Below are 22,992 nucleotides of genomic sequence, written 5' to 3'. Positions count from 1 at the left end.
AGGCGGCGTCCTTGGCGATCCACATGTGAGCCGGCATCCGCTGAAAGGGCATCGTCGTGACATCGACCCACGTGCTCGAACGAGCCGCCGTGCAGGCGGTCGCCGAGACACTCCTTCGGGAATACGCCGTGCCGGCCGAGCCGGCGCAGAACAGGCCGGACTCCGGACCGGCCATCCTCGCCGCGCTGGCCGCGGGTCAGACTTGTCCGCCGGACGAGTCAGCCGCCTCCCGCGCCGTGGTCACGTGGCTGCGCGACTTCCGCAGCCCTCACTACCACCCGGGCCTTTTCGGCGGCGGCGCGTCGTCCAGGATGTTCGGCCTGCGGATCGCCGCCACGGCGTGGCCGCGGCTGAACGAGCCGCTGGCGAAACAGCGGGCCAGGCTCATCGAGTACGTGGCCGCCCCGCGCTGGCGGACCGCGAACGTCGGATGGGAGGACTACGACCTCATCGTGGGCCCGGCGGGTGTCCTCGTGGCGTTCGCCATCGATCCCGGCATCGACGCCGCAGGCCGGGCACCGCTGATCGCCCGGCTGGCGCTGCTCTGCGAGGACGAGGCACTGTCCAGGTTGCGGGTGGGCCAGTACCAGGGCGAGAAGCTGCGCGGCTGGAACGTCGACCGCATCAATCTGGGCCTGGCCCACGGGCTGCCCGGCATCGTGACCGCCCTGCGCGCCGCCGCCGACGCCGACGGGCTGAGCGAGGAGCTGAACGACCTGCTGCGCCGGCTCGCGGGCCGGCTGGTGGCCGAATCCTACGTCGACGACAGAGGAGTGATCACCTGGCCGTTCGGGACCACCCGGCTGGACGGCCATCGCGCGCCTAAGGGAGACGGGCGGCGGCAGGCGTGGTGCTACGGCTGTCCCGGCAACGCCTGGACACTGTGGGAAGCCGCACGCGTGCTCGGCGACGGCGACCTGGCCGCCTTCGCCCTCGAGTCGGCGCGATCGTTCCTGGCGGCGTACGACGATGACCTTTATCTGGACGACCTGGGCATCTGCCACGGGGCCGCCGGACTGATGCTCGTGTTCGACTCCTTCGCCCGATGCGCCGGGCTGCCGGAGGCGGCGAAACTCGCGGATCACCTGACGGACCACCTCATGGGCCGCCTCGACGATCCCGCCGCGCTCGCGGAGACCGGGTGGTCATTACTGATGGGCGCACCCGGGATGCTGTCCGCGCTGCTGACGAGGAGCGGAGGTGACCGGCGATGGCTGGCCGCACTGGGACTGAGGTGACCCGCGGTCGCGGCGCGAGCGGCGTGCTGGAGGTGGTCCGCCTCCTGCCGCGCGTGTCGCTCCCGCTGACCGCTGCCCTGACCGCCGTCGTGCTCCTGCAGGCCCTGCTGAGCAGCGGATTCATGCTGGCCGGCGCCGCCGTCGTCGGAGACGTGGCAAGCCGTGCGGCCGGGGACGCGGGCCTCGCGCTGGATCTGGCCGTCTTCATCGCCGTCTTCGTGGCGCGGCTGGCCCTCACGCCCGTCCTGGGGATGATCTCCGCCGAGCTGGCGCGGCGGCTCAACGCGGCTCTCGGCCAGACGACCCTCGAAGGAGCGCTCCGGCCGGTCGGCATCGGTCATCTCAGCGATCCCGCGATCGCCGACCGCATCCAGCTCGCGCAGGGACTGGCGACGGGCTATCCGCCCGGCGACGCCGTGACGTCTCTCACGAGGCTCGCGACCAGCCGGTTGGGCGGGCTCGCCGCGGCGATCCTGCTCGCCACCGTCGAATGGTGGCTGCCGCTGCCGCTGGCCGCCGCCTGGATCACGCTGTCCCGATGGCGGCTGCGCGAGGTCAGGAAGGCCGTGGACGCCGAGGAAGAGTCGATGCCCGCGCTCCGGCAGGCCGCCTACGCCCGGGATCTCGCGATCGGCGACGCCGCGGCCAAGGAGGTCAGGGTCTTCGGCTTCCAGGACTGGCTGCACGACCGCTTCACCCGGGCCTGGCTGGCCGGCATGGACACGCTGGCCGGGTCGGACCGGCTGCTCAGCAGGACGGTGGGCCCGGTCGTGCTGGCGCTGTCCCATGCCGCCGTGTTCGCGTACCTGGCCTTCGCCGTGGCGGGCGGGCGGCTCGACGTGGAGTCGATCACCGTCGCCCTGCAGGCCATCGCGGCCATGGCCGCGCTGGGCTGGATCGGGGACATCCAGTGGATCCTGGCCCAGGCGAGCGCCACCGTGCCGCACGCCCTGGCGGTCGGCCGGCTCGGGGTGGAGGCCGAGCTCAGCCGGCCGGACACCGTCGCGCCGGACGAGCGGTGGCCCGCGCAGGAGATCCGGTTCGAGGACGTACGGTTCGGCTACCCCGACCGTCCGGTCCTGAAGGGCCTGGACCTGAGCATCCCGGCAGGTTCGTCACTGGCGATCGTCGGGATGAACGGCGCGGGCAAGAGCACGCTGATCAAGTTGCTGGCCCGGCTCTACGACCCCGTCTCCGGCCGGATCACGGTCGACGGCGTGGACCTGCGTACCCTCGACCCGCTCGCCTGGCGCCGCCAGCTGGCGATCGTTTTCCAGGACTTCGTCCGCTACGAGCTGTCCTTGCGGGACAACGTCGGATTCGGACGGCTCGACGCCGACCGCTCCAACGGCGCGTTCGACCGTGCCGCCAAGCTCTCCGGCCTCAACGACTTCCTGCCCAGGCTCCCGGCGGGGTGGGACACCCCGCTCAGCCGCAGGTTCGAGGGCGGCACCGACCTGTCCGGCGGCCAGTGGCAGCGCGTCGCGCTGGCCCGCGCGCTGTTCGCGGTCGAGCACGGCGCCCGCGTGCTCGTCCTCGACGAGCCGACCGCCAACCTCGACGTGCGCGCCGAGGCCGAGATCTACCAGCACTTCCTGGAGATCACCCGCGGGCTCACCACGATCCTGGTGTCCCACCGGTTCGCCACGGTACGGCTGGCGGACCGGATCTGCGTGATCGACGGCGGCGAGGTCATCGAGTACGGCTCGCACGAGGAGCTGATGGCGCTCGACGGGCGGTACGCCCACCTGTTCACCCTGCAGAGCGCGCCGTTCAGGGAGGCCCGCCATGTCTGACCGAACCTCCCCGCGCGTCGCCGTCCGGGCCATGGCCCTGCTGATCGGGGCCGCCTTCAAGGCCGACGCTCCCCGGGCCGCCCTCGTCCTCGGGCTCGCGCCCGTGGTCGGCGCCGTCGCCGCCGTGACGGCGGTCGGCCTGCAGCGCATGGTGAACTCCGCGGTCGAGGCGGACCTGCCCGGCATGCTGACCGCCGCCCTCATCCTGGCGGGCGCGCTCGTCGCCGGCCAGGTCGCGGGCACGGTCGCCGCGGACCTGCGCATCCGGCTGCAGCAGCGGGTCGGGCTCCTGCTCGACCAGCGCATCATGGCGATGACCAGCGGGCTGCCGCACCTGGACCACCACGAGTACCCGCCCTATCAGGACCAGCTCGAACTGCTCCGCAGCCACCGCACCTCGCTCGGCTCGGCCTTCGGGGCCCTGGTGGAGAACCTGCGGGCGATCGTCGCCTTCGGCTCCACCGTCGCGCTGCTGATGAGCGTACGCCCGGAGTTCCTCCTCCTGCTGCTCCTGGCCCTGCCCACGGTGCTCGCCGTACGGCGCGGCGAGCAGGCCACCGCCAGGGCGGAGGAGACGACCGTGGCGCCGGCGCGGCTGCGGCAGGGGCTGTTCACGACCGCCTGCTCCCCGAGCGCGGCCAAGGAGCTGCGGGTCTTCGGCCTGCAGGAGGAGATCGCGGGCCGCCACCGCGCCCTGTGGGAGCAGGTCGACAGGCCCCGGCGGCAGGCGGAGGCCCGTACAACCATGTGGACCTCCGTCGGCTGGCTGATCTTCGGCGCGGGCTTCGCCGGCGCGCTCTACCTCGTCGTCACGGCGGCGGTGCGGGGTCAGGCGAGCCCCGGTGACGTCGTCCTCACCATCGCGCTGGGCGGCCAGCTGACCGGCAGCGTCTCCGGGTTGATCCAGATGCTCACCTGGATGCAGAAGACGCTGCGCGCCATGGGCTACTACCTGTGGCTGGACGACCATGCCAGGGCCCGCATCCGGCCGCGGGAGGCGGGCGCCCCCGCGCCCTCCGCCGGCTCCGACCTCGTCCTGGAGAACGTCTCCTTCAGCTATCCGGACGCCGCCCGGCCGGTGTTGCGGGACGTGTCGCTGCGGCTTCCCGCCGGCCGCACCGTGGCAGTCGTCGGCGAGAACGGCGCCGGCAAGACGACGCTGGTCAAGCTGCTGTGCCGGCTGTACGACCCCACCGCGGGCCGGATCACGTACGGCGGGAGCGACCTGGCCGGCTACGACGTCCAGGCCTGGCGCGACCGGGTGACGGCCTGCTTCCAGGACTTCTGCCGCCTGGAGTTCCTGCTGCAGGAGTCGGCCGGCATCGGCGACCTGCCCCGCATCGACGACGAGCCCGCCGTCAGGGACGCCCTCGACCGCGCGGGCGGGTCCGGCCTGCCCGGCCTGCTCCCCCATGGCCTGCGGACCCAGCTCGGCCCCACCTTCCCGGGCGGCACCGACCTGTCGGGCGGGCAGTGGCAGAAGGTCGCGCTGACCCGTTCGATGATGCGGGACGCGCCGATCCTCCGCGTCCTCGACGAGCCGGCCGCCAGCCTCGACCCGGCGAGCGAGTACGAGATCTTCCGGCGCTTCCAGATCGCCGCGAACCAGACGGAGAACGGCACGATCACGGTCTTCGTCTCCCACAGGTTCGCCACCGTGCGCACCGCCGACCTCATCGTGGTCCTGGACGGCGGCACGATCCGCGAGCTGGGCAGCCACGCGGAGCTCATGGCCCTGGACGGCCTGTACGCCACGCTCTACCGGCTGCACGCCAAGGGGTACGAGGAGACGAAGCCTTCGTGGACCGACGCCCTGGACAAGGACTTCGAGGACGCGCCACCGGTGGCGGCCGAACTCTAGGAGTAGCGCTCGCACACCGTGAACGCCACACTCCTGGTGGCCTTCGACGGTGTCAGCAGGTGGAAGACGATCGTGTGCCGGCCCGGTTCGAAGGCTCCGAAGGGGTTACGCCGGTTCTTGGTCGTGCCGGTCACCCAGTCCGTCTTCCAGCCCTCGTCCTGGCCGTCCACCACCCAGCGGTAGCCGTACTCCACCTGCCTGCCCGACGGGCCCCTGAGCGAGGCGACCGGGAAGAGGCTGGGCGACCAGCAGCCCTTCTCGGTCTGCAGGCCGTCCAGCGTCAGCGACACCAGGCGTACGGTCCCCGCCGGCGCGGCCGTGGTCTTCGTGGCCCTCGTGGGCGTGGGGGTCGGCCGGGCGCGGGAGACGGTGGGGGTGGAGCCGGCCGTCCTGGTGGGACGCGCCTTCCTGACCGGCGCGCTGGGTGTCCTGGCGGGGGTCCTGGCAGGCTTCTTGGCCGACGCGCTGGGTGTGCCGGTGGCTCCCTGGCCCGCGGCCGAGGGTGAGGGCGCGGGTGTCGTCGCCACGCTGGGGGCGGCCGTCGTCGCCGGTGCGGGCATCCACATGATCGCCCCGGCCACCAGGGCCCCGGCCACCGCCAGCGCCCCGGCGCCCGCCAGCAGCGCCTTTCCGCGCGGGCGGCGGGCCACGGTGCCGTCCCGGCGGCTCGCGACCTCGCCCGTCGGGCCGGTGGGCGGGGCGCCGATGAGCCGGAGCAGGACGTCCTGCATGGCGGGCCGGGCCGCGGGGTCCTTGGCCAGGCAGGCCAGCACGATCGGACGCAGCGGACCCGGCAGGTCGCCCAGGTACGGCTGGTCGTGCAGGATGCGCCGGATCACCGCGGGCAGCGAGTCGTTGCCGAACGGAGGCGTCCCGGTGGCGGCGAACACCATCACCGACGCCCACGCGAACACGTCCACCGCGGGACCGAGCGGGGCGCCCGCGAGCTGCTCGGGCGCCATGTACGCGGGCGTGCCGACGATGCTGCTTGTCACGGTCAGCGAATGGCCGGCCGCGCGGGCGATCCCGAAGTCGATGACCCGCGGCCCGTCCCGGCCGAGCAGCACGTTCGCGGGCTTGAAGTCGCGATGCACCACCCCGGCCCGGTGGATCGCCGCCAGCGCGGTCGCGGTCGCCACCGCGAGCCGCTGCAGGTCGGCGCCGAAGTGGCGACCGGCCTGATGGAGCGAAGACCCCTCGACGTACTCGGTCACGATGTACGGCCGCCCGCCCAGCGAGGCGTCGAGCACCTGGGCGATGCAGAACGGCTCCACCCGGCGCGCCGCGTCGATCTCCTTGGCGAAGCGATGGTCGTCGGCCAGTCCGTCCACCAGCACCTTCACCGCGACCCGCCGCCCGTCGGGCCCCTGCCCGAGGTAGACCACGCCCTGGCCGCCCACGCCCAGCCGCCCGAGCAGCCGGTAGGGGCCCACGGCCGGGGGATCCTCGGGCAGGAGCGGGTTCATCACTCCGTCCCGACCGGGCAGATGGTGAACGAGAGAGCCCTGGACGCCGTCGCGGGCGAGGTGACGCGGAGGGTGATCTTGTGAGGTCCGTTCGACTTCACGAGCGGGCCGACGACCTGCATGGTGTGGGATTCGGCGATGACGGACTCGGAGCGCTCGACCACGCGTCCGTCCAGGATCCATTCGTAGTGGAACCTGGTGGCCAGCTTGGTCCCCTCGACCAGGCCGAAGGTGTTGGTCTGGCCGATCTGGCAGTCCTGGGTGTTGGCCTTCCTGGCGCCCATGGCCCGGATCCACACCACCCGGAAGGAACCACCGCCCGACGAGGGCTTCGCCGACGCGGTCGTCGGCTTGGGAGCGGGCTGCGTCGGCTTCACGGTCTTCTTCACGGTCGGGGTCACCGGCTCCGACGGACTCTTGCTCCTTTTCGGACGCTGGCGCGCTTTGGTCGAAGTCGGAGTCGAAGTCGGAGTCGAAGCGGGAGCCGGGGTCGAGGTCCGGGCCGGCGTCCCGGCGGAGGTCAACGCCAGTGCCTGCGTACTCGGCCGCTGTGGCTGGAACCGGACGTTCGTGGCCGCCCAGGCGACGGCGCCCGCGACCGCCAGCGCCCCCACCCCGGAGACGACCGCGATGACCGCCGTCCCCTTCCCGCGCCGCCGCCGTCCCGGGACCGTGGACACACCGCTGCCGCCGCCGGCCCCGGCCGGCGGCCCGGGGGCCTGCCCGCCCAGGAGCCACAGCAACACGTCCTGCATGCTCGGCCGGTGGGCCGGATCCTTGGCCAGGCACGCCAGGAGGATCGTGCGCAGCGGTTGCGGCAGGTCGCCGACCCGCGGCTCGTTGTGCAGGATGCGGTTGATCACCGCGGGCAGCGAGTCCTCGCCGAACGGAGGCGTCCCCGTGGCGGCGAACACCATCACCGACGCCCACGCGAACACGTCCACGGCCGGCCCGATCCGCTCACCGGCGAGTTGCTCGGGCGCCATGTACGCGGGCGTCCCCACGATGCTGCTGGTGGCCGTCGCCCCCGCTTCGACGGACCGGGCGATCCCGAAGTCGATCACCCGCGGCCCGCCCTGCCCGAGCAGCACGTTGGCGGGTTTGAAGTCGCGGTGGACGATGCCCGCCTGGTGGATGGCAGCCAGCGCGGTCGCGGTCGCCACCGCGAGCCGCTGCAGGTCGGCACCGACGTGACGACCGGCCTGCTGGAGCGAGGGCCCTTCGACGTACTCGGTCACGATGTACGGCCGCGGGCCCAGTGAGGCGTCGAGAACCTGGGCGATGCAGAACGGCTCCACCCGGCGCGCCGCGTCGATCTCCTTGGCGAACCGCTCGTCGGCGAGCCCTTCGCGCAGCACTTTGATCGCGACCGGGCGACCGTCGGGCCCCTGGCTCAGGTAGACCACCCCTTGGCCGCCCGCACCCAGCCGCCCGAACAGCCGGTAGGGCCCCACGGCCGTGGGATCGCCCTCCCGCAGAGGCTCGACGCGCGACATGGGACTCCTGTGACGACTGTAGGGGATCTTCGGCACCATAGCGGGAAATGTCAGACGCAGTGAGCCAGTCAGGTAAACCCGCGCGAGATCAGGCGGCAGCGCCCGGCCGCTCGACCGCTCCCGCAGCATCCTGGCTAGGTGCCGGTCGAGGCGGGGGTGGGGGCGGTGGAGGAGCGGCGCAGGTCCGGGGTGGACGCGCCCACCGCGGCGACGGCGGCGAGGCAGAGCAGGCCGCCGCTGATCAGGGCCGCCGCCCCCGAGGTGGCGTCCGCGACGAGGCCTCCGCGCATGTTGCCGAGGTCGGGGCCGGCCTGCCCGACGATCTGTTCGGCGGCGCTGACCCGGCCGAGCAGCTCGTTCGGGGTGTGCAACTGGACGATCGTGCTCCGGGACACCACGGAGACGGTGTCGGCGGCGCCGGCCAGGACGAGGAAGGCCAGCCCGGCCCACGGGTCGGTCGACACGCCGAACAGCGCGAGCGCCCCGCCCCACGTGGCCGATCCGGCGAGCATGACCACGCCGGGCCGGGGCAGCCGGGTGAAGGTCCCGGAGAAGACGGAGGCCACGACGCCACCGACGGCTATGGCCGTGAGGAACAACCCGAGAGTGCGCGGGTCGCCGCCGAACCGCTCCGCGTTGATCAAGGGGAACAGGCTGATCGGCATGGACAGCACAGTGGTGGCGAGGTCGGTGAGCAGGGCTCCGCGAACGACGTGAGTGCGGGACAGGAAGGCCAGGCCGTCCAGCACGCCGCGCAGTCCGGGGCGGGCGGGCGCGCCCTCGGGACCCATCCGCGGCAGACCGATCACGCCGTAGAAGGCGGCGACGAAGGTGAGCGTGTCGATCAGGTAGCAGCCGCCGACGCCCAGCGCGCCCACGATCAGCCCGCCCAGCGCGGGGCCCATCAGCATGGCGCCCTGGAAGGAGATACGTCTCAGCGCCAGCCCGGCGGCCAGCTGGTGCTTGGGCAGGAGGTGCGCGATGAACGTACGCGAGGCCGGGCCTCCGACAGCGCCGAAGCAGGAATGCGCGACCACCAGCCCCAGGATCCCGGCGGGCGGGAGGGGCCCGAAGAAGCCCTGGAGCGTGAGAAGGAGCGAGCACACGGCATGCCCGATGGTCGTGATCAGGCAGAGTCTCCGGCGATCCACCCGGTCGACGAGCGAGCCGGCGAACAGCCCGAGCACCACGAGCGGGATCGCCTGCGCCAGGCCGACGGCGCCGGTCCACGCGGTGCTGCCGGTCATCTCCCAGACCTGGAACATCACCGCGACGATCGTCATCTGGCTGCCGAAACCGGACAGGGCCTGGCCGATCCATAACCGCCGGAACCGCGGCGACGACCGGAGCGGGGTCACGTCGAGCAGCGTGCTCCTCAGCCCCATTCGGGGTCCTGTGCCAGCTTCTCGGCGATCCGGTCGTGGAAGCTCCTGCGTTCGAGGGCCTGCTCGATGTCGGTGACGACCCGGGAGAGCGGATAGGGGAGCTCGGCCTCGAGGTCGGCGAGGGCGGCCTCGGTGGCCCGCCACTCCGCCGCCAGGCGGCCGATGACGCCTCGGGCGCGGTCGGTGAGCGTCACCTTCTTGCTGCGCGCGTCGTCGCCCGCGACGGTCTCGACCCAGCCGGCCTCGCGCATCGCGGCCACCTTCTGGCTGAGCGCGGAATGCGTCCGGTTGACCGACTCGGCCAGCTCGGTGATGGTCATCGGTCCGCGGGCGTGCAGCCGGAGCAGCTCCATCACGTAGCTCGGCTTGAGCCCCTCGATCCGCTCCTCGGCGTAGATCCGGGCGATGTCGGCGTCCATCGACGCCTGGAGCAGCCGCAGCGGGCGCCAGAGGCTCTGCCGGCTGGGATCGAGCTCATGGGGGTCGGCCATGAGCAAATCGTAACAGCACTTATATAAGCACTGTTAGATGTCAGGCATGGCGCCGCACCCGTTCGTACGCGCACCTGGCCGACCGGCCTCGCCGGAGGCGGCGAGCGGTGGCCGGAGTGCAGCAAGGCGGCACGAACACGGGCGCGGTGCGAGGCGGACGCCGTCGGCGGGACAGATACCGCCCCACGTTCCGCCGCAGGATGACGGTGCCGGCCAGCACCACCAAGGCGATGAGGAAGGCGCTTTCGGCCACTTTTCTCGCCTCCTTACAGCGACTGCTCTTCGCACGACACTCGGCGCAGGAGCTATATATCCGCCACAGGGCCGCTACAGAGCTTCAGGCTCCCGGCCAGTTTCTGAGCAGGACGTCCAGCGCGTCCAGGGCCCTGGACCACGACACGTCCGCGCTGCGCGGGTTGGTGGCGAACCGGCCCGTCGTCTCCAGGGACACGTATCCATGGAAAGTGCCGCCCAGCAGCCGTATCGCGTCCGTCTGGTCGGGGTCCGACAGGTCGTAGCCGCGCAGGAGCGCCCGCGCCAGCTCCGCGTGCCGGCCCGCCGCGCTGGTGGCCGCCGCCACCGGGTCGAGTTCGAGCTGCGCCGCGGCGTACCTGCCCGGGTGCTCCTTCGCGTAGTCCCGGTAGGCGTTGGCGAAGGCCACCAGCGCCTCCTTGCCCGCCCGGCCGGCCAGCGCCGCGGCGACCCTGTCGGCGAGCTCCCCCATGGCCAGCTCCCGCACCCTGAACCGCAGGTCCTGCGCGTCCTTGACGTGCGCGTACAGGGCCGCGGGCTTGACCCCGAACCCGCGCGCGAGCGCCGAGACGGTCACGTTCTGGAAGCCGATCTCGTCGGCCAGGTCCGCCGCCGCCCTGGTCAGCCGCTCCGGGGTCACTCCCGCCCGCGCCATGCGCCCACCCTTCTTACACCTTTTAAGTATTTGCATAATAGCCTTAAGGAGAGCTAGCCTCGCCGCCCATGAGACCAGTCACCGAGCGGGACATCCGCACATCGTTCATCAACTGCTCGAAGGGCGAGACCCAGCGCCTCAGCGTGCCCAGGGACTTCACGCAGAGCCCCTGGGAAGACCTCGACTTCCTCGGGTGGCGAGATCCGGGCGCGCCCGAACGCGCCTACCTGGTGGCCGAACGCGACGGCTCCTTCGTCGGGATCGCGCTCCGGGTGACGTCCGGCACGTCGCGCGGCTTCACCTCGCGCAGCATGTGCTCGCTGTGCCTGACCATGCACACCAGCGGCGGCGTCGCGCTGATGACCGCGCGCCGGACCGGCGAGGCCGGCCGTCAGGGCAACTCGGTCGGGCAGTATCTGTGCACCGACCTCGACTGCTCCCTGTACGTACGCGGCAAGAAGAAGGCCGCGGGCGACGGAGCCATCGACGAGTCACTCAGCCTGCCGGAGAAGGTCGCCCGCACCCGGGCCAACCTGTTCGCCTTCCTGGCCAAGGTGTGACCGGCGGCGGTCGGTGTGCGTGGTGTGGACGGCGGGCCAGCCCTCGGAGGGGGCGGGCTCCCGGCACAGGCCGTTGAGGGTGGCGCGGATGACGCGTTCGGCCTGGAGGTCGAAGGCCCGGGCGTCGTCGACGCGGATCAGGCCGTCGATGAGCAGGACCGCGAGGCCGTGGATCGGCGCCCAGACCACGAACTCGGCCCCCGGGCGCGACGCCGCCGAGAGAGCGCCGAGGTCGGCGAGGCGGTCGAGCTCGGCCGTCAGGACGTCGTGCGGGTGGGGCGAGACGCGCGAGTCCGGGCCGGTGGCGCCGGCCCCGAAGACGAGGCGGGCCACGGCCGGATCCTGGACCGCCCAGTGCAGGTAGCCGCGACCGAGGGCGATCAGGCGCCGCAGAGGATCGGCGGTCTCGCCGACGGGCGCCCGCGGACCGGCACCTGCACCGCTCAGCTCGCCGGCCTGTTCGCAGGCGTCCGCCAGGAGGTCGCCGAGGCGGGAGAGGATCCGTTCGGACAGCGCGCGGACGAGCGTGTCGCGCGAGGCGAAGTGGTGGTAGGCGGCGCTGGGGCTGACGCCGACCCGGGCGGAGGCCTCGCGTAGCGACCAGCCGTCGGCGCCGCGCTCGCGCACGAGCTCCTCGGCGGCGTCCAGGAGCGCCGCGCGCAGGTCGCCGTGGTGGTAACGCCCCTTCGCCATGAGCCGATCTTAACACCGATCAGATCCGTGTTACGCTGCGCGAAAAGCCATCTCAACACTGTTCAGATTGGAGTGGGTCATGTGCCCCACCGCTTCTTCGCCGTCCGCCGGACAGAGCGTCGTGCCGGACGTCCGGCAGAGCCCGCCGCCGATCGTGCGGGGCGAGCCGGTCGAGGTGGCCGACGGCGTGTACGTCATCCCGGACGGCCGCGTCGAGCTCGTCCCCAACGTGGGCATCGTCGTGGGCGAGCGGGCCGCGCTGGTGATCGACACCGGCATGGGACCCCGTAACGGCGCCCACGTCCTGGAACAGGCCCGCCTCCTGGCCGGCGACCGGCGCCTGTACCTGACCGTCACCCACTTCCACCCCGAGCACGGCTTCGGCGCGCAGGCCTTCCAGGGGGCCGCGACCATCGTCTACAACGCCGCCCAGCGCGCCGAGCTGCGCCGCAAGGGCGCGGCCTACCTCGACATGTTCAAGGGGCTGAGCCCCGCCGTCGCGGCCGAGCTCCAGGACGTCACCCTCGTCGAACCCGACCTCGTCTACGACGGCGAGGCGGAGCTCGACCTCGGCGGCCGGACCGCGGTCCTGCGCACCGCCGGCCCGGCGCACACCGCCTCCGACCAGATCATCCTCGTCGACGACCGCATCCTCTTCGGCGGCGACCTGTTCGAGACCCGCATCTTCCCGATCACCCCGTACCTTCCGCCCCATGACGTCGACGTCGACGGCGCCCGCTGGATCGACGTCCTCGACCGGCTCATCGCCCTCTCCCCCGAGGTCGTCGTCCCCGGCCACGGCGAGGTGACCGACGCCTCCCTGCTCCACGACGTCCGCGACTACCTCGCCTACGTCCGCGCCGAGGCCGCCCGCCTGCGTTCCTCCGGCGCCACCGAGGAGGAGACCGCGGCGGCGATCGACCAGGCCGCCCGCGCCCGCTGGACCACCTGGGAACGTCCCGAGTGGATCGGCTTCGCCGCCCGCGCCTTCTACCACGAGGCCGCCTCATAGCGCCTGGACCTGCGGCGACGCCGGGTACGGAGCACAGGCCGTACCGGCCGGGGCAGCTCGGCGCGATCATCGCGGCCCGGGCCGGCCCTGGTTCGCGATCGCCGATTCACACCCTTGTCGAACGCCCGCCGGCCCCGACTCCGAAGCGGCCCTGACCGCCGGGGGCAATGGCGCGGCAATCCCCCGCGGATAATGGTCGGCGGGACCGCCATAAAATCACTACATTACCGCCATACGAATTCAGCAGGACATCGGTACATCTTCATCAGAGACCCGATAAGGGCGCCATAAATTCACCAGAAAAGCCGCTCTGGCCTGGGATTATGCGAGCGCTGGCGGTGTCTGTAAATGCGGGTTCGTCGAACGCGTCACCGCTTACCGAAGGGCGCGAAGGGTGCGACTCCGAATGCGATTCGAGCACCGATCCGAATGGCTGTCCAGACCCTTGTGGAGTGAATTCCGATCATCTACTGTCCAGGTGATCAAATCACTCACCCGCGCACTCGGGAGGCCCAATTGCGCCGATTAACGACCGCCGTCGCCCTTTCGGCGGTGCTGATCCCCTTCCTCTCTCCCGAGGCCTCCGCCTCCGCCTCCACCTCCACCGTTGCCGTCGCCGAGCCGCCCCCGGCCGAGGTTCAGGAGGTCGGCCCCGGTCAGTACTTCGCCGACTCCGGCACCTTCAAGATCGCCGAATCGGACGTGTCCTTCGCCGCGATCGGCCGCCGGCACGGTGTGGCCGCGGCCAACGGTGACCTGGCCCGGCCGCAGTCGGCCCCCGCCACCCGCCCCGAGCTGGCCGTCTTCGGGCCCGGCTGGCAAGGGGAGTTCCTCGGCGGGGCGATCAACCGGAAGCTGGAGGTCCAGAACGGCGCCGTCGTCGTCACGGACCTGGAAGAAGGGGGTTCGACCCGCTACGACCTGAAGAGCAGCGTCTCGCTGCCGGGCGGCGGCGGCATCAACACCTACGAGGACGCCACCGGCGCCAAGCTCACCGAGACGACCAAGTGGGACGCGACCGCCGGCGCGATGCGTACCACGATGGCCGAGGCGATCACGGTGGATGCGACCACCCAGGACGCCGGTGACGACACCTTCACCGACGCCAACGGCAACCCCGTCAGCGCGGCCGACCTCAAGTTCAACTACACCTGGGCGCAGCCGGCGGGCCTGCAGAGCACCGACACCTGGCGGGTGACCAGCGTCGGCACCACCGCGTACGGCAAGTCGACGGTCGGCTACGACACCCAGGGCCGCATCAGCACCATCAAGGAACCGGCCGGGGCCGAAGCTCCCGAGACCACCCTCGCGTTCACCTACGCCACGTCCACCACGGCCGGCACCTCCTCGCTCGGCGACTTCACGGGCCGGCTCAAGGAGGTCACGGTCACCCTCGGCACCGAGGCGCCGCAGACCGCGGCCCGCTACGCGTACGACCTGTCCGGGCTGCTGCGCACGGTGTCCGACCCCAGCGACGGCACCACCCAGGCGACCTACGCCTACGACGAGATCGGCCGCCTGACGTCGATCGACTCGCGCAGCAACGGCGCGTGGCAGCTGAGCTTCCCGGCGGGCAGCGCGGTCCCCCAGGCGACCTCCGTCGACGCCGACCGGCCGACCGCCGACACGCCGATCGAGGGCTCGGGAGGGATCCCCAGCCCCGTGACCCCGGAGCCGCCGCCGGGCGACTTCATCCCGGGCGGCATCGACGGCACGCAGGCCTATCCGAAGTACTGCCCCACGGCCAAGGACTGGATGTGGTGGACCAAGATCGGCTGCATGGCCTACGCGGCGCACTACGGCTGGCACAGCCCGAGCTGGAAGCGGACCGCCAGCGGCTTCAAGGTCATGGGCATCAACCACGACCACTGCACGCAGGCTCCGGACCGCCCCAGCGGCTTCGACTACCGGCCGGCCTGTGACTCGCACGACTACGGGTACGGGCTGATCGGCAACACGTACAAGAAGTACAAGTACTACCTCGACCGCAGCCGCAAGGCCGACGTGGACAACAGGTTCTACATCACGCTGCGCGACAAGGTGTGCGGCGGTTACTTCATCCTGGTCCGCGGGGCCTGCCGGCGGATCGCCCTCGTCTACTGGGCCGCCGTCCGCGTCAAGGGCAACCCCAAGAACGGCGCGAACGCGACGTAACCACTCGCTGTGACCCCAGAGGCCGGACGGCGGGATCGATCGCCGTCCGGCCACCCCCTCATGTCGGCGTCGTCACCATGGAACTCTTCACGTAAGGCGCGATATGTCATGAAATTTCCGGTCTTATCCTGCGTCATCGTGGCATTCGCGGCCACGACGCTCGTGAGCGTGCCGGCCCACGCGGCCTCGGCCAACCTGGAGAAGCAAACCACCCAGCAGACCACCCAGCAGGTCACAGCGGCCGCACCGACGGTGGAGCCCGAGCTGCGCACCAAGCTGGCCGCCGGCGGCAAACTCCGGGTGAACGTGGTCACCAAGTCCCGGACCGACCTGCCCGACGCCTCCGCCAACGGCCAGGTCCTGCAGACCTCCTCCCGCTTCCCCATGGTCACCCTGCGCGTGGACGCGGCGGCCGTGGACCGGCTGTCCAAGCTCGCCAACGTGGTCAGCGTCACCGAGGACAAGCCCGTACCCCCGGTGCTGGCCCAGAGCATCCCCCTGATCGGCGGGGACCGCACCCGCGCCGCGGGCATGACCGGCGCCGGCAGCGTCGTCGCCGTCCTGGACACCGGCGTCGCCGTCAACCACCCCTTCCTGGGCAGCCGCGTCCTCGAAGAGGCCTGCTTCTCCCCCGTCGACGCCGACTACTCGGCCACCAGCCTGTGCCCCGACGGCAACGCCGAGCAGGAAGGACCCGGCGCGGCCGACACCGACACCGGCCCCTGCGCCGACGTCGCCCTCGACTGCGACCACGGCACCCACGTGGCCGGCATCGCCATCGGCAACGGCCAGAACGTCACAGGAGCCCCGCCCGCCGGCGTCGCCCCCGCCGCCGAACTCGTCGCCATCCAGGTCTTCAGCAAGTTCACCTCCGAGGACTTCTGCGGCGCCGGCGCGGCCCCCTGCGTGCTCAGTTTCACCAGCGCCCAGATCGCCGGCCTGGAGAAGGTCCTGGAGCTGCAGGAGGGCGGCACCCCCATCGTGGCCGCCAACCTGAGCCTCGGCAGCGGCCGCTACACCGCCGCCTGCGACTCCGACCCCCGCAAACCCGCCATCGACGCCCTCCTGGCGGCCGGCGTGGCCACCGTCATCGCCTCCGGCAACAACGGCTACGGCGACGGCATCAGCGCGCCGGCCTGCGTCTCCTCGGCCATCGCCGTCGGCAGCACCACCGACACGGACACCCCGTCCACGTTCAGCAACCGCGGCACCCTGCTGGACCTGTTCGCCCCGGGCACCGACATCGTCTCCTCCATCCCCGGCAACAAGTACGCCTCCATGAGCGGCACCTCGATGGCCGCCCCCCACGTCACCGGCGCCCTGGCCGTGATGCGCCAGGCCCAGCCCACCACCGCCGTCTCCCAGCTGGTGACCACCCTGAAGACCACCGGCAAGGTCATCACCTACACCGGCGCCACCACCCCCCGCATCCAGCTCGACACCGCCGTGCTCGGCGGCACCAACCCAACCCCGGACCCCGACGCGGACCCCTGGCCGCTGCCCAACTACACCAACGGGACCGACTACGCCATCCCCGACCACGGCTACGTGGAATCGAAGATCGTGGTCAACGACCTCATCGGCAGCGCACCCGCCAACATCGAGGTCTACATCGACATCCACCACACCTGGCGCGGCGAGATCAAGGCCGACCTGATCGCCCCGGACGGCAAGGTCTATCCGCTGCGGGCGCCCGCCCCCAACGACAGCGCCGACATCATCCACGAGACGTATCACATCAACGCCAGCGCCTCCCCGGTGAAGGGCACCTGGAAGCTGCGCGCCCAGGACGTCGAATGGCTCGACACCGGCTACATCGACAGCTGGACCATCAGGCTGCCCTGCTTCGGCGCCTGGGACGACGTCCCCATCCCCGACCCCGGCAGCGCGGACTCCCAGATCGTGGTCGGCTGGCTCTCCGGCAACGCCCCCTCCAACGTGACCGTCTACGTCGAGATCAACCACACCTGGCGCGGCGACCTCAAGCTCGACCTGGTCGCCCCGGACGGCAAGGTCTACCCGCTACGGGCCCCGGCACCCAAGGACGACGCCGACGTCCTGAACGAGACCTATCACGTCAACGCCAGCACCTCACCAGCCAGCGGCAGCTGGAAACTCCGCGTCGAAGACGTCACCTCCGGCGACAAGGGCTACATCAACGGATGGACGCTCACCCAGTGAGGGAACGCGGCGGCCCGCCGAGCCGCCGCGCACCCTCGACCAGCTCGGCGACGTCGGCGGCCGCCGCGAAGCCGAGCCGCAGGTAGCCGCCCGGAGCCTCCGCGGCGAAGTAGTCGCCGCCCGCGCTGATGACCACACCCCGCGACCGCGCCGCCTCGACGGCGGCGTGGTCGTGGCCCGCGCTCATCCGCACCCACAGGTGCAGCCCTCCGGTGGGGATCTGCCCGGGCACCCAGCCGGGGACCTCGCGGGCGAGCGCGGTGACCAGCGCGGCGCAGCGTTCCCGCAACGCGTGGGCCAGGGCACGCAGGTGCCGGTCCCAGGCCGGGGTGCTGAGCAGCTCGACGGCCGCCTCCTGGAGGGGGCGCGCGATGAAGAAGTCGTCGACCCGCCGCATCGCGCGCAGCCGTTCCATCACCGGGCCCCTGGCGATGACCGCGCCGATGCGCAGGCTGGGCGAGGCGGGCTTGGTCAAAGAGGTCACGTGGACCACGGTGCCGTCGCGGTCGTCGGCGACGAGCGCGCGGGGCACCGGCGCGCCGTGCCCGAGGTGGCGCGCGAAGTCGTCCTCGACCAGGAAGGCGCCGGCCGCGCGGGCCACGTCGGCCACCTGCCGGCGACGCTCGGGCGAGAGCACGGCGCCGGTCGGGTTGTGGAAGGTCGGCTGGCAGTACAGCAGCCGGGCCCCGGTCGTGGCGAAGGCGTCGGCCAGCAGGTCGGGCCGGATGCCGTCGCCGTCCAGAGGCACGGGTACGGGTCGCAGCCCCGCCGCGCGGGCGGCCACCAGCGCGCCCGGATAGGTGGGCGATTCGACCAGGATCGGGCTGCCGGGCGCGGCGATGGCACGGAACACCATGGAAAGGGCGCTCTGCCCGCCGCTGGTGATCAGCACGTCGTCGGAGCCGACGTCGCCACCGGCCTGCCGGGCGAAGATCGTACGCAACGGCGCCAGGCCGGCCACCGGCGCGCGATCCCACGCGTCCGGACGGCGGGCCGCCCGCGCCAGGGCGGCGGCCAGCGCCTTGACGGGCTGCAGGGAGCTGTGCAGGTAGCCGCCGGCCATCGTGATGGCGCCGGGCGGCGGGCCGAGCAGCTCGCCCGCCGTCAGCGCGGGCATGCTGCGGTCCGCGAGCACGACCGTCTGCCAGGAGGTGTCCCCCACTCCGTCGGCGGACCGGTCGCGGCGCGCCGCGACGAAGGTGCCGCTGCCCGGCCGGGTCACCACCGCCCCCTCGGCGGCCAGCAGAGCGAAGGCACGCGTCACCGTCACGGGGCTCACCCCGTGGCGGCGCACCAGGTCGCGGGCGCTGGGCAGCCGGTCGCCCGCGGCCAGCCCGGCGATCTCCGCCCGCAGGCTCGTGGCGAGAGCCTCAGTAATGTTACTCTCTGACATGAGAGACAAGAGTAACGCTTTCCACTTTTCACCGGAAACGCTTCGAGCCCTTCGCGCCGACACCCCGGGCTGCGAATCGGTGGTGCACTTCAACAACGCCGGCTGCGGCCTGCTGGTCAGGCCGGTGCTCGAGGCGATGCTCTCCCACCTGCGGCTCGAAGCGGCCATCGGCGGATACGAGGCGGCCGCGGCCCGGCAGGCGGAGGTCCGCGACTTCTACGCCGCGACGGCCGGGCTCCTCAACTGCTCCCCCGAGAACATCGCTTTCGCCGGGAGCGCGACCGACGCCTACACCAGGGCGCTGTCCGCCATCCCGTTCGAGCGCGGCGACGTCATCCTCACCACGCGCAACGACTTCATCTCCAACCAGATCGCCTTCCTGTCCCTGCGCAAGAGGTTCGGCGTCGAGATCGTGCACGCCCCGGACCACGCCGACGGCAGCGGCGTCGACGTCGAGGCGATGGCCGCGCTCATGCGCTCGCGGCGGCCCCGGCTGGTCGCCGTGACCCACGTGCCCACCAACTCCGGCCTGGTCCAGCCGGTCGCCGAGATCGGCCGCCACTGCCGTGAGCTGGAGCTGCTGTATCTCGTGGACGCCTGCCAGACGGTCGGCCAGTACGAGATCGACGTCGAGGAGATCGGCTGCGACCTGCTCACCGCCACGTGCCGCAAATTCCTGCGCGGCCCGCGCGGCTCGGGCTTCCTCTACGTCTCCGACCGGGTCCTGCGCGCCGGCTACGAGCCGCTGTTCATCGACATGTACGGCGCCCGCTGGGTCGAGCCGGGCCGCTACCGCCCGGTCGAGACCGCCGCGCGCTTCGAGGACTGGGAGTTCCCGTACTCGGCCGTGATCGGCAGCGCGGTGGCCACCAGGTACGCCCTCCGGGTCGGCGTGCACCGCATCGCCGAGCGCACGCCCGCGCTCGCGGCCCGGCTGCGTGACCGGCTGGCGGGCGTCCCCGGCGTCCGGCTCCTCGATGGCGGCACGCGACCGGCGGCCCTGGTCACCTTCGAGATCGAAGGCTGGCAGCCGCAGCCCTTCAAGGAGGCCATGGACGCGCGGGGGATCAACTCCGCCCTCAGCTTCCGCGAGTTCGCCCAGTACGACTTCGGCGACAAGGACGTGGAGTGGGCCCTTCGCCTGTCACCGCACTACTACAACACCGAGGAGGAGGTGGACCGCGTCGCCGCCGCGGTCGCCGAGCTCAGCCTCACCGCCGCCCGGCGGTGAGGCTGAGGGCCCGCACTCAGAAGTACGTGGGCAGGCGGGGCGTGTAGTGCTCCTCCAGTGACGTGACCTCGTCGTCGGTGAGCTTGACGTCCAGCGCCGCGACCGCGTCGGCCAGATGGCGCGCCTTCGTGGCGCCCACGATGGGCGCGCTGACGACCGGGTTGTTCAGCACCCAGGCCATGGCCACCTGCGCCATCGAGACGCCACGCGCCTGCGCGATCCGCTGGACGGCGTCCACGATGGCCTTGTCGCCCTCCAGGAACAGCGGCCGGCCCTGGCGGTCGGTCGTCGGGTTGGTCGCGGCGCGGCTGGTGCCCTTCTCCCCCCAGGGACGGGCGAGCAGGCCCGCGGCGAGCGGGCTCCACGGCATGCTGCCCACGCCCTGGTCCGCGAGCAGGCCGAACATCTCCCGCTCCTCCTCCCGCTGGACCAGGCTGTACTGGTCCTGCATGGAGACGAACCGGCTCCACCCGTTCGCCCGCGCGACGTGCTGCATCGTGGCGAACTGCCAGGCCCACATCGACGAGGCGCCGATGTAGCGGGCCTTGCCTGCCTTGACGACGTCGTGCAGGGCCTCCATCGTCTCCTCCACCGGCGTCTCGGGGTCGAAACGGTGGATCTGGTAGAGGTCGACGTAGTCCGTGCCGAGGCGGCTCAGGGAGGCGTCGATCTGCTCCATGATCGCCTTACGGGACAGCCCGGCGCCGCCGGGGCCCTGGTGGATCGGGAAGAACACCTTGGTCGCCAGGACGATGTCGTCGCGGCGCGTGTACTTCTTCAGCGCGCGCCCGACGATCTCCTCCGACGCGCCCATCCCATAGACGTTGGCGGTGTCCCAGAAGGTGACGCCGAGCTCGACCGCCTGCCGGAAGATCGGCTCAGCCCCCTCGTCGTCGAGCGCCCACGGCGTCCACTCCCCGGACACCCCGAAGCTCATGCAGCCGAGCGCGATCCGGCTCACCTTCAGGCCCGACGACCCCAGACGGGTGTACTCCATTTGCTATCTCTTTCCTCGCGAAACCGCAGTTCGACGGGGAGGCGGCCGCCCCCACCGGGGGAGGACACCTCCTCGACCGTCCATCCTGCGCGCGGCGGGCGCGCGCTGGCAGGGTGGGCTGTTCGGGGGTGTGACAGGGCCCCCCAACGCAGCCGCCGCGCAGGTCAGGGCCCGGCAGACTGGAAGGTATGGCACGTGAGCAACGGGACAGCAGTGGCGGCAGCGAGCTGGGACGTTTCCTGCGCGCACGCCGCACCCAGGTGACCCCGGGCGAGGTCGGCCTGACGGTCGGCCCGGGCCTGCGGCGCACCCCCGGCCTGCGGCGCGAGGAGCTGGCCACCCTGGCCGGGGTCAGCGTCGACTATTACGTCAGGCTGGAGCGCGGCAGGGAGACCCGGCCCAGCCCGGCCGTCGTCGACGCCCTGGCCCGCGCCCTTCTGCTGGACGAGATCGAGCACGAGCACCTGCGCAGCCTGGCCGCGCGCGCCGCCCGCACCGCTCCCGAGCCGCCGGCCGCGCCCGGCCGGACCGTCCGGCCCGGGGTCAAGCTGCTGCTGGAGAGCCTGCGGCCCTACCCCGCGTACGTGGGCAGCCGCACCGGCGACCTGCTCGCCCACACCCCCGCCGGGCTGCGGCTGTTCGCCGGGATGGACAGCTGGCCGCCCAGGCAGCGCAACATCGCCCGTTACGTCTTCCTCCATCCCTCGGCCCGCGAGCTGTTCCACGACTGGGACAACCAGATCCGCGGCTGCGTCGCCAGGCTGCGGGCCCTGGCCGGCACCGACCCGGACGCGCCCGACCTGACCAACCTCGCCGGGGAGCTTCTGCTCAAGAGCCCGGAGTTCGCCCGCCTGTGGGAACGCTACGACGTGCGCGGCCACGTACAAGGGCGCAAGACCTTCCACCACCCTGAGGTCGGGGACCTCACCCTCGGCTACCAGTCCATGCTGCTGGAGGGCACCCCCGGCCACCGGCTGATGACCTACTACGCCGAGCCCGGCACCCCCGAGTACGACGCGATCGTCCTGCTGGACCTGCTCGCCTCCGAGCGCGCCACGAAGCTCCCCTCCAGGTGAATCGTGGGAGGCCCTGTCACTCCCCCGAACAGCGCGGTCTGCCACCCGGCCGGCACGAACGCCATGGTGGACGCGACGAGCGAACCTTCGTGAGGAGAACATGATGTCCGCTGAGCCCACACCCGCCCAGCGCCTGATCGGCGACTTCGCGCCGAAACTGGTCGAACTGACCGACGAGGTGCTGTTCGGCGACGTCTGGGAACGTCCCGGCCTGTCGCCCCGCGACCGCAGCCTGATCACCATATCCGCGCTGGTGGCGCTGTACCGCACCGGCCAGCTCGAATCCCACCTGCGCCGAGGGCTGGACAACGGCCTGACCGAGGACGAGCTCGTCGAGGCGATCACCCACCTGGCGTTCTACGCCGGCTGGCCCAACGCCATGACGGCGATCACCACCCTGAAGGAGATGCACCGATGACCGCTTGCGCCGCGACGATCAGGCTCGTGCCCGGCTCCTGACTTGCCCATCAAGATCTAGACGTTTAATATCCAGGATTATGCGGATGAGCGAGGGCGTGGAGTGGGCCCTGCACAGCTGCCTGAACCTGACGTGGGTCGAGCAGGACGAGGCCATGACCGCCGCCCGGCTGGCGGCGTTCTACGAGCTGCCCACGGCGTACCTGAACAAGCAGCTCCAGGCGCTGGCGCGGGCGGGCCTCGTCACCTCCACCCCCGGCCCCCGGGGCGGGTTCCGGCTGGCCCGCGCGCCCGAGCGCATCACGCTGCTCGACGTGGTCACCGCGATCGAGGGGCCGGGCGATGCCTTCCGCTGCGAGGAGGTGCTGCGGAAGGGGCCGGGCGGGCGGCCGGACGTCGACTACCGCAAGGCGTGCTTCGTCTCGCAGGCCATGCGGCGGGCCGAGCTCGCCTGGCGCAAGGAGCTGGCCGGCCAGACGCTGGCCGACATCAAGGCGACGGTGGAGCGCCACTCTCCCGGCACGCCCGCGGCCACCCGCGACTGGTTCGCGAGCCGCCGCCCCTGAACGGCCCTGTCCCCTGAGCGGCCCCGCCGCATGGGGTAATTCTGGATATCAAATATCCAGACCATCCAGGAA

The 22,992-nt window shown here is 71.9% G+C and carries 19 protein-coding genes; 11 read left to right on the top strand and 8 right to left on the bottom strand.

Going from position 1 to position 22,992, the window contains the following annotated elements; translation table 11 throughout:
- The first annotated feature begins 56 nt into the window (after nucleotides 1-56).
- The 3 genes from ACIHFD_RS57960 to ACIHFD_RS57950 are packed head-to-tail and all read left to right on the top strand — an operon-like array spanning nucleotide 57 to nucleotide 4,895.
- Nucleotides 57-1,238, top strand: coding sequence for a lanthionine synthetase LanC family protein (locus ACIHFD_RS57960; RefSeq protein WP_397374223.1), 1,182 nt, complete (start codon nucleotides 57-59; stop codon nucleotides 1,236-1,238).
- A complete protein-coding gene (locus ACIHFD_RS57955; RefSeq protein WP_397374222.1) occupies nucleotides 1,211-3,034 on the top strand; it encodes an ABC transporter ATP-binding protein in 1,824 nt (607 codons plus the stop codon). The genes ACIHFD_RS57960 and ACIHFD_RS57955 overlap by 28 nt, the downstream gene beginning before the upstream one ends.
- Complete coding sequence (locus ACIHFD_RS57950; RefSeq protein ID WP_397374221.1) at nucleotides 3,027-4,895, top strand: ABC transporter ATP-binding protein; 1,869 nt, start codon at nucleotides 3,027-3,029, stop codon at nucleotides 4,893-4,895. Before ACIHFD_RS57955 ends, ACIHFD_RS57950 begins: the two co-directional genes overlap by 8 nt.
- On the opposite strand, the gene ACIHFD_RS57945 is transcribed toward ACIHFD_RS57950, so the two are convergent.
- The 5 genes from ACIHFD_RS57945 to ACIHFD_RS57925 form a co-directional block, all read right to left on the bottom strand.
- The gene (locus ACIHFD_RS57945; protein WP_397374220.1) at nucleotides 4,892-6,361 is read right to left on the bottom strand and encodes a protein kinase; all 1,470 of its coding nucleotides are present in this window, start codon (nucleotides 6,359-6,361) and stop codon (nucleotides 4,892-4,894) included. The two genes, ACIHFD_RS57950 and ACIHFD_RS57945, sit on opposite strands and share 4 nt — an antisense overlap.
- A complete protein-coding gene (locus ACIHFD_RS57940; RefSeq protein WP_397374219.1) occupies nucleotides 6,361-7,857 on the bottom strand; it encodes a serine/threonine-protein kinase in 1,497 nt (498 codons plus the stop codon). The genes ACIHFD_RS57945 and ACIHFD_RS57940 overlap by 1 nt, the downstream gene beginning before the upstream one ends.
- A 134-nt stretch (nucleotides 7,858-7,991) precedes the next feature.
- Nucleotides 7,992-9,242, bottom strand: a complete 1,251-nt coding sequence (locus ACIHFD_RS57935; RefSeq protein WP_397374218.1) for an MFS transporter — start codon at nucleotides 9,240-9,242, stop codon at nucleotides 7,992-7,994.
- Entirely contained in the window at nucleotides 9,233-9,733 is a 501-nt protein-coding gene (locus ACIHFD_RS57930) for a MarR family winged helix-turn-helix transcriptional regulator (RefSeq protein WP_397374217.1), read from the bottom strand. Before ACIHFD_RS57930 ends, ACIHFD_RS57935 begins: the two co-directional genes overlap by 10 nt.
- A gap of 337 nt (nucleotides 9,734-10,070) precedes the next feature.
- On the bottom strand, nucleotides 10,071-10,640 hold the full coding sequence (locus tag ACIHFD_RS57925) for a TetR/AcrR family transcriptional regulator (protein WP_397374216.1): 570 nt from the start codon (nucleotides 10,638-10,640) through the stop codon (nucleotides 10,071-10,073).
- A gap of 68 nt (nucleotides 10,641-10,708) precedes the next feature.
- On the opposite strand from ACIHFD_RS57925, the gene ACIHFD_RS57920 reads away from it, so the two are divergent.
- Nucleotides 10,709-11,200, top strand: a complete 492-nt coding sequence (locus ACIHFD_RS57920; RefSeq protein WP_397374215.1) for an FBP domain-containing protein — start codon at nucleotides 10,709-10,711, stop codon at nucleotides 11,198-11,200.
- Here the strand turns inward: ACIHFD_RS57920 and ACIHFD_RS57915 are convergent.
- Nucleotides 11,132-11,893, bottom strand: coding sequence for a TetR/AcrR family transcriptional regulator (locus ACIHFD_RS57915; protein WP_397374214.1), 762 nt, complete (start codon nucleotides 11,891-11,893; stop codon nucleotides 11,132-11,134). The genes ACIHFD_RS57920 and ACIHFD_RS57915 overlap by 69 nt on opposite strands.
- A 79-nt stretch (nucleotides 11,894-11,972) precedes the next feature.
- Between ACIHFD_RS57915 and ACIHFD_RS57910 the strand changes: the two genes are divergently transcribed.
- The 3 genes from ACIHFD_RS57910 to ACIHFD_RS57900 all read left to right on the top strand — a co-directional run bounded on the left by ACIHFD_RS57910 (nucleotide 11,973) and on the right by ACIHFD_RS57900 (nucleotide 17,240).
- A complete protein-coding gene (locus tag ACIHFD_RS57910; RefSeq protein WP_397374213.1) occupies nucleotides 11,973-12,905 on the top strand; it encodes an MBL fold metallo-hydrolase in 933 nt (310 codons plus the stop codon).
- A 516-nt stretch (nucleotides 12,906-13,421) separates the two neighbouring features.
- Complete coding sequence (locus tag ACIHFD_RS57905) at nucleotides 13,422-15,059, top strand: phospholipase A2 (RefSeq protein ID WP_397374212.1); 1,638 nt, start codon at nucleotides 13,422-13,424, stop codon at nucleotides 15,057-15,059.
- A 138-nt stretch (nucleotides 15,060-15,197) separates the two neighbouring features.
- On the top strand, nucleotides 15,198-17,240 hold the full coding sequence (locus ACIHFD_RS57900) for a S8 family serine peptidase (protein WP_397374211.1): 2,043 nt from the start codon (nucleotides 15,198-15,200) through the stop codon (nucleotides 17,238-17,240).
- On the opposite strand, the gene ACIHFD_RS57895 is transcribed toward ACIHFD_RS57900, so the two are convergent.
- Complete coding sequence (locus ACIHFD_RS57895; RefSeq protein ID WP_397374210.1) at nucleotides 17,230-18,633, bottom strand: PLP-dependent aminotransferase family protein; 1,404 nt, start codon at nucleotides 18,631-18,633, stop codon at nucleotides 17,230-17,232. The genes ACIHFD_RS57900 and ACIHFD_RS57895 overlap by 11 nt on opposite strands.
- On the opposite strand from ACIHFD_RS57895, the gene ACIHFD_RS57890 reads away from it, so the two are divergent.
- Complete coding sequence (locus ACIHFD_RS57890) at nucleotides 18,632-19,864, top strand: aminotransferase class V-fold PLP-dependent enzyme (protein ID WP_397374209.1); 1,233 nt, start codon at nucleotides 18,632-18,634, stop codon at nucleotides 19,862-19,864. The genes ACIHFD_RS57895 and ACIHFD_RS57890 overlap by 2 nt on opposite strands.
- A gap of 16 nt (nucleotides 19,865-19,880) precedes the next feature.
- Here ACIHFD_RS57890 and ACIHFD_RS57885 read toward each other — a convergent pair whose 3' ends face one another.
- Nucleotides 19,881-20,861, bottom strand: a complete 981-nt coding sequence (locus ACIHFD_RS57885) for an aldo/keto reductase (protein ID WP_397374208.1) — start codon at nucleotides 20,859-20,861, stop codon at nucleotides 19,881-19,883.
- A gap of 188 nt (nucleotides 20,862-21,049) precedes the next feature.
- On the opposite strand from ACIHFD_RS57885, the gene ACIHFD_RS57880 reads away from it, so the two are divergent.
- The 3 genes from ACIHFD_RS57880 to ACIHFD_RS57870 all read left to right on the top strand — a co-directional run bounded on the left by ACIHFD_RS57880 (nucleotide 21,050) and on the right by ACIHFD_RS57870 (nucleotide 22,920).
- Nucleotides 21,050-21,937 carry a helix-turn-helix transcriptional regulator gene (locus ACIHFD_RS57880; protein ID WP_397374207.1) on the top strand — a complete coding sequence of 296 codons (888 nt, stop codon included), beginning with the start codon at nucleotides 21,050-21,052 and terminating at the stop codon, nucleotides 21,935-21,937.
- A gap of 100 nt (nucleotides 21,938-22,037) precedes the next feature.
- Nucleotides 22,038-22,355 (top strand): carboxymuconolactone decarboxylase family protein, encoded by a 318-nt coding sequence (locus ACIHFD_RS57875; protein WP_350733037.1) that lies wholly within the window; start codon nucleotides 22,038-22,040, stop codon nucleotides 22,353-22,355.
- Nucleotides 22,356-22,440: 85 nt separating this feature from the next.
- On the top strand, nucleotides 22,441-22,920 hold the full coding sequence (locus tag ACIHFD_RS57870; protein WP_397374206.1) for an RrF2 family transcriptional regulator: 480 nt from the start codon (nucleotides 22,441-22,443) through the stop codon (nucleotides 22,918-22,920).
- Nucleotides 22,921-22,992 lie beyond the last annotated feature (72 nt).

It is taken from the genome of Nonomuraea sp. NPDC051941 (assembly GCF_044593615.1).
The sequence above is the reverse complement of the archived record's forward strand: the minus strand, read 5'-3'. Positions and strand labels throughout refer to the sequence as shown.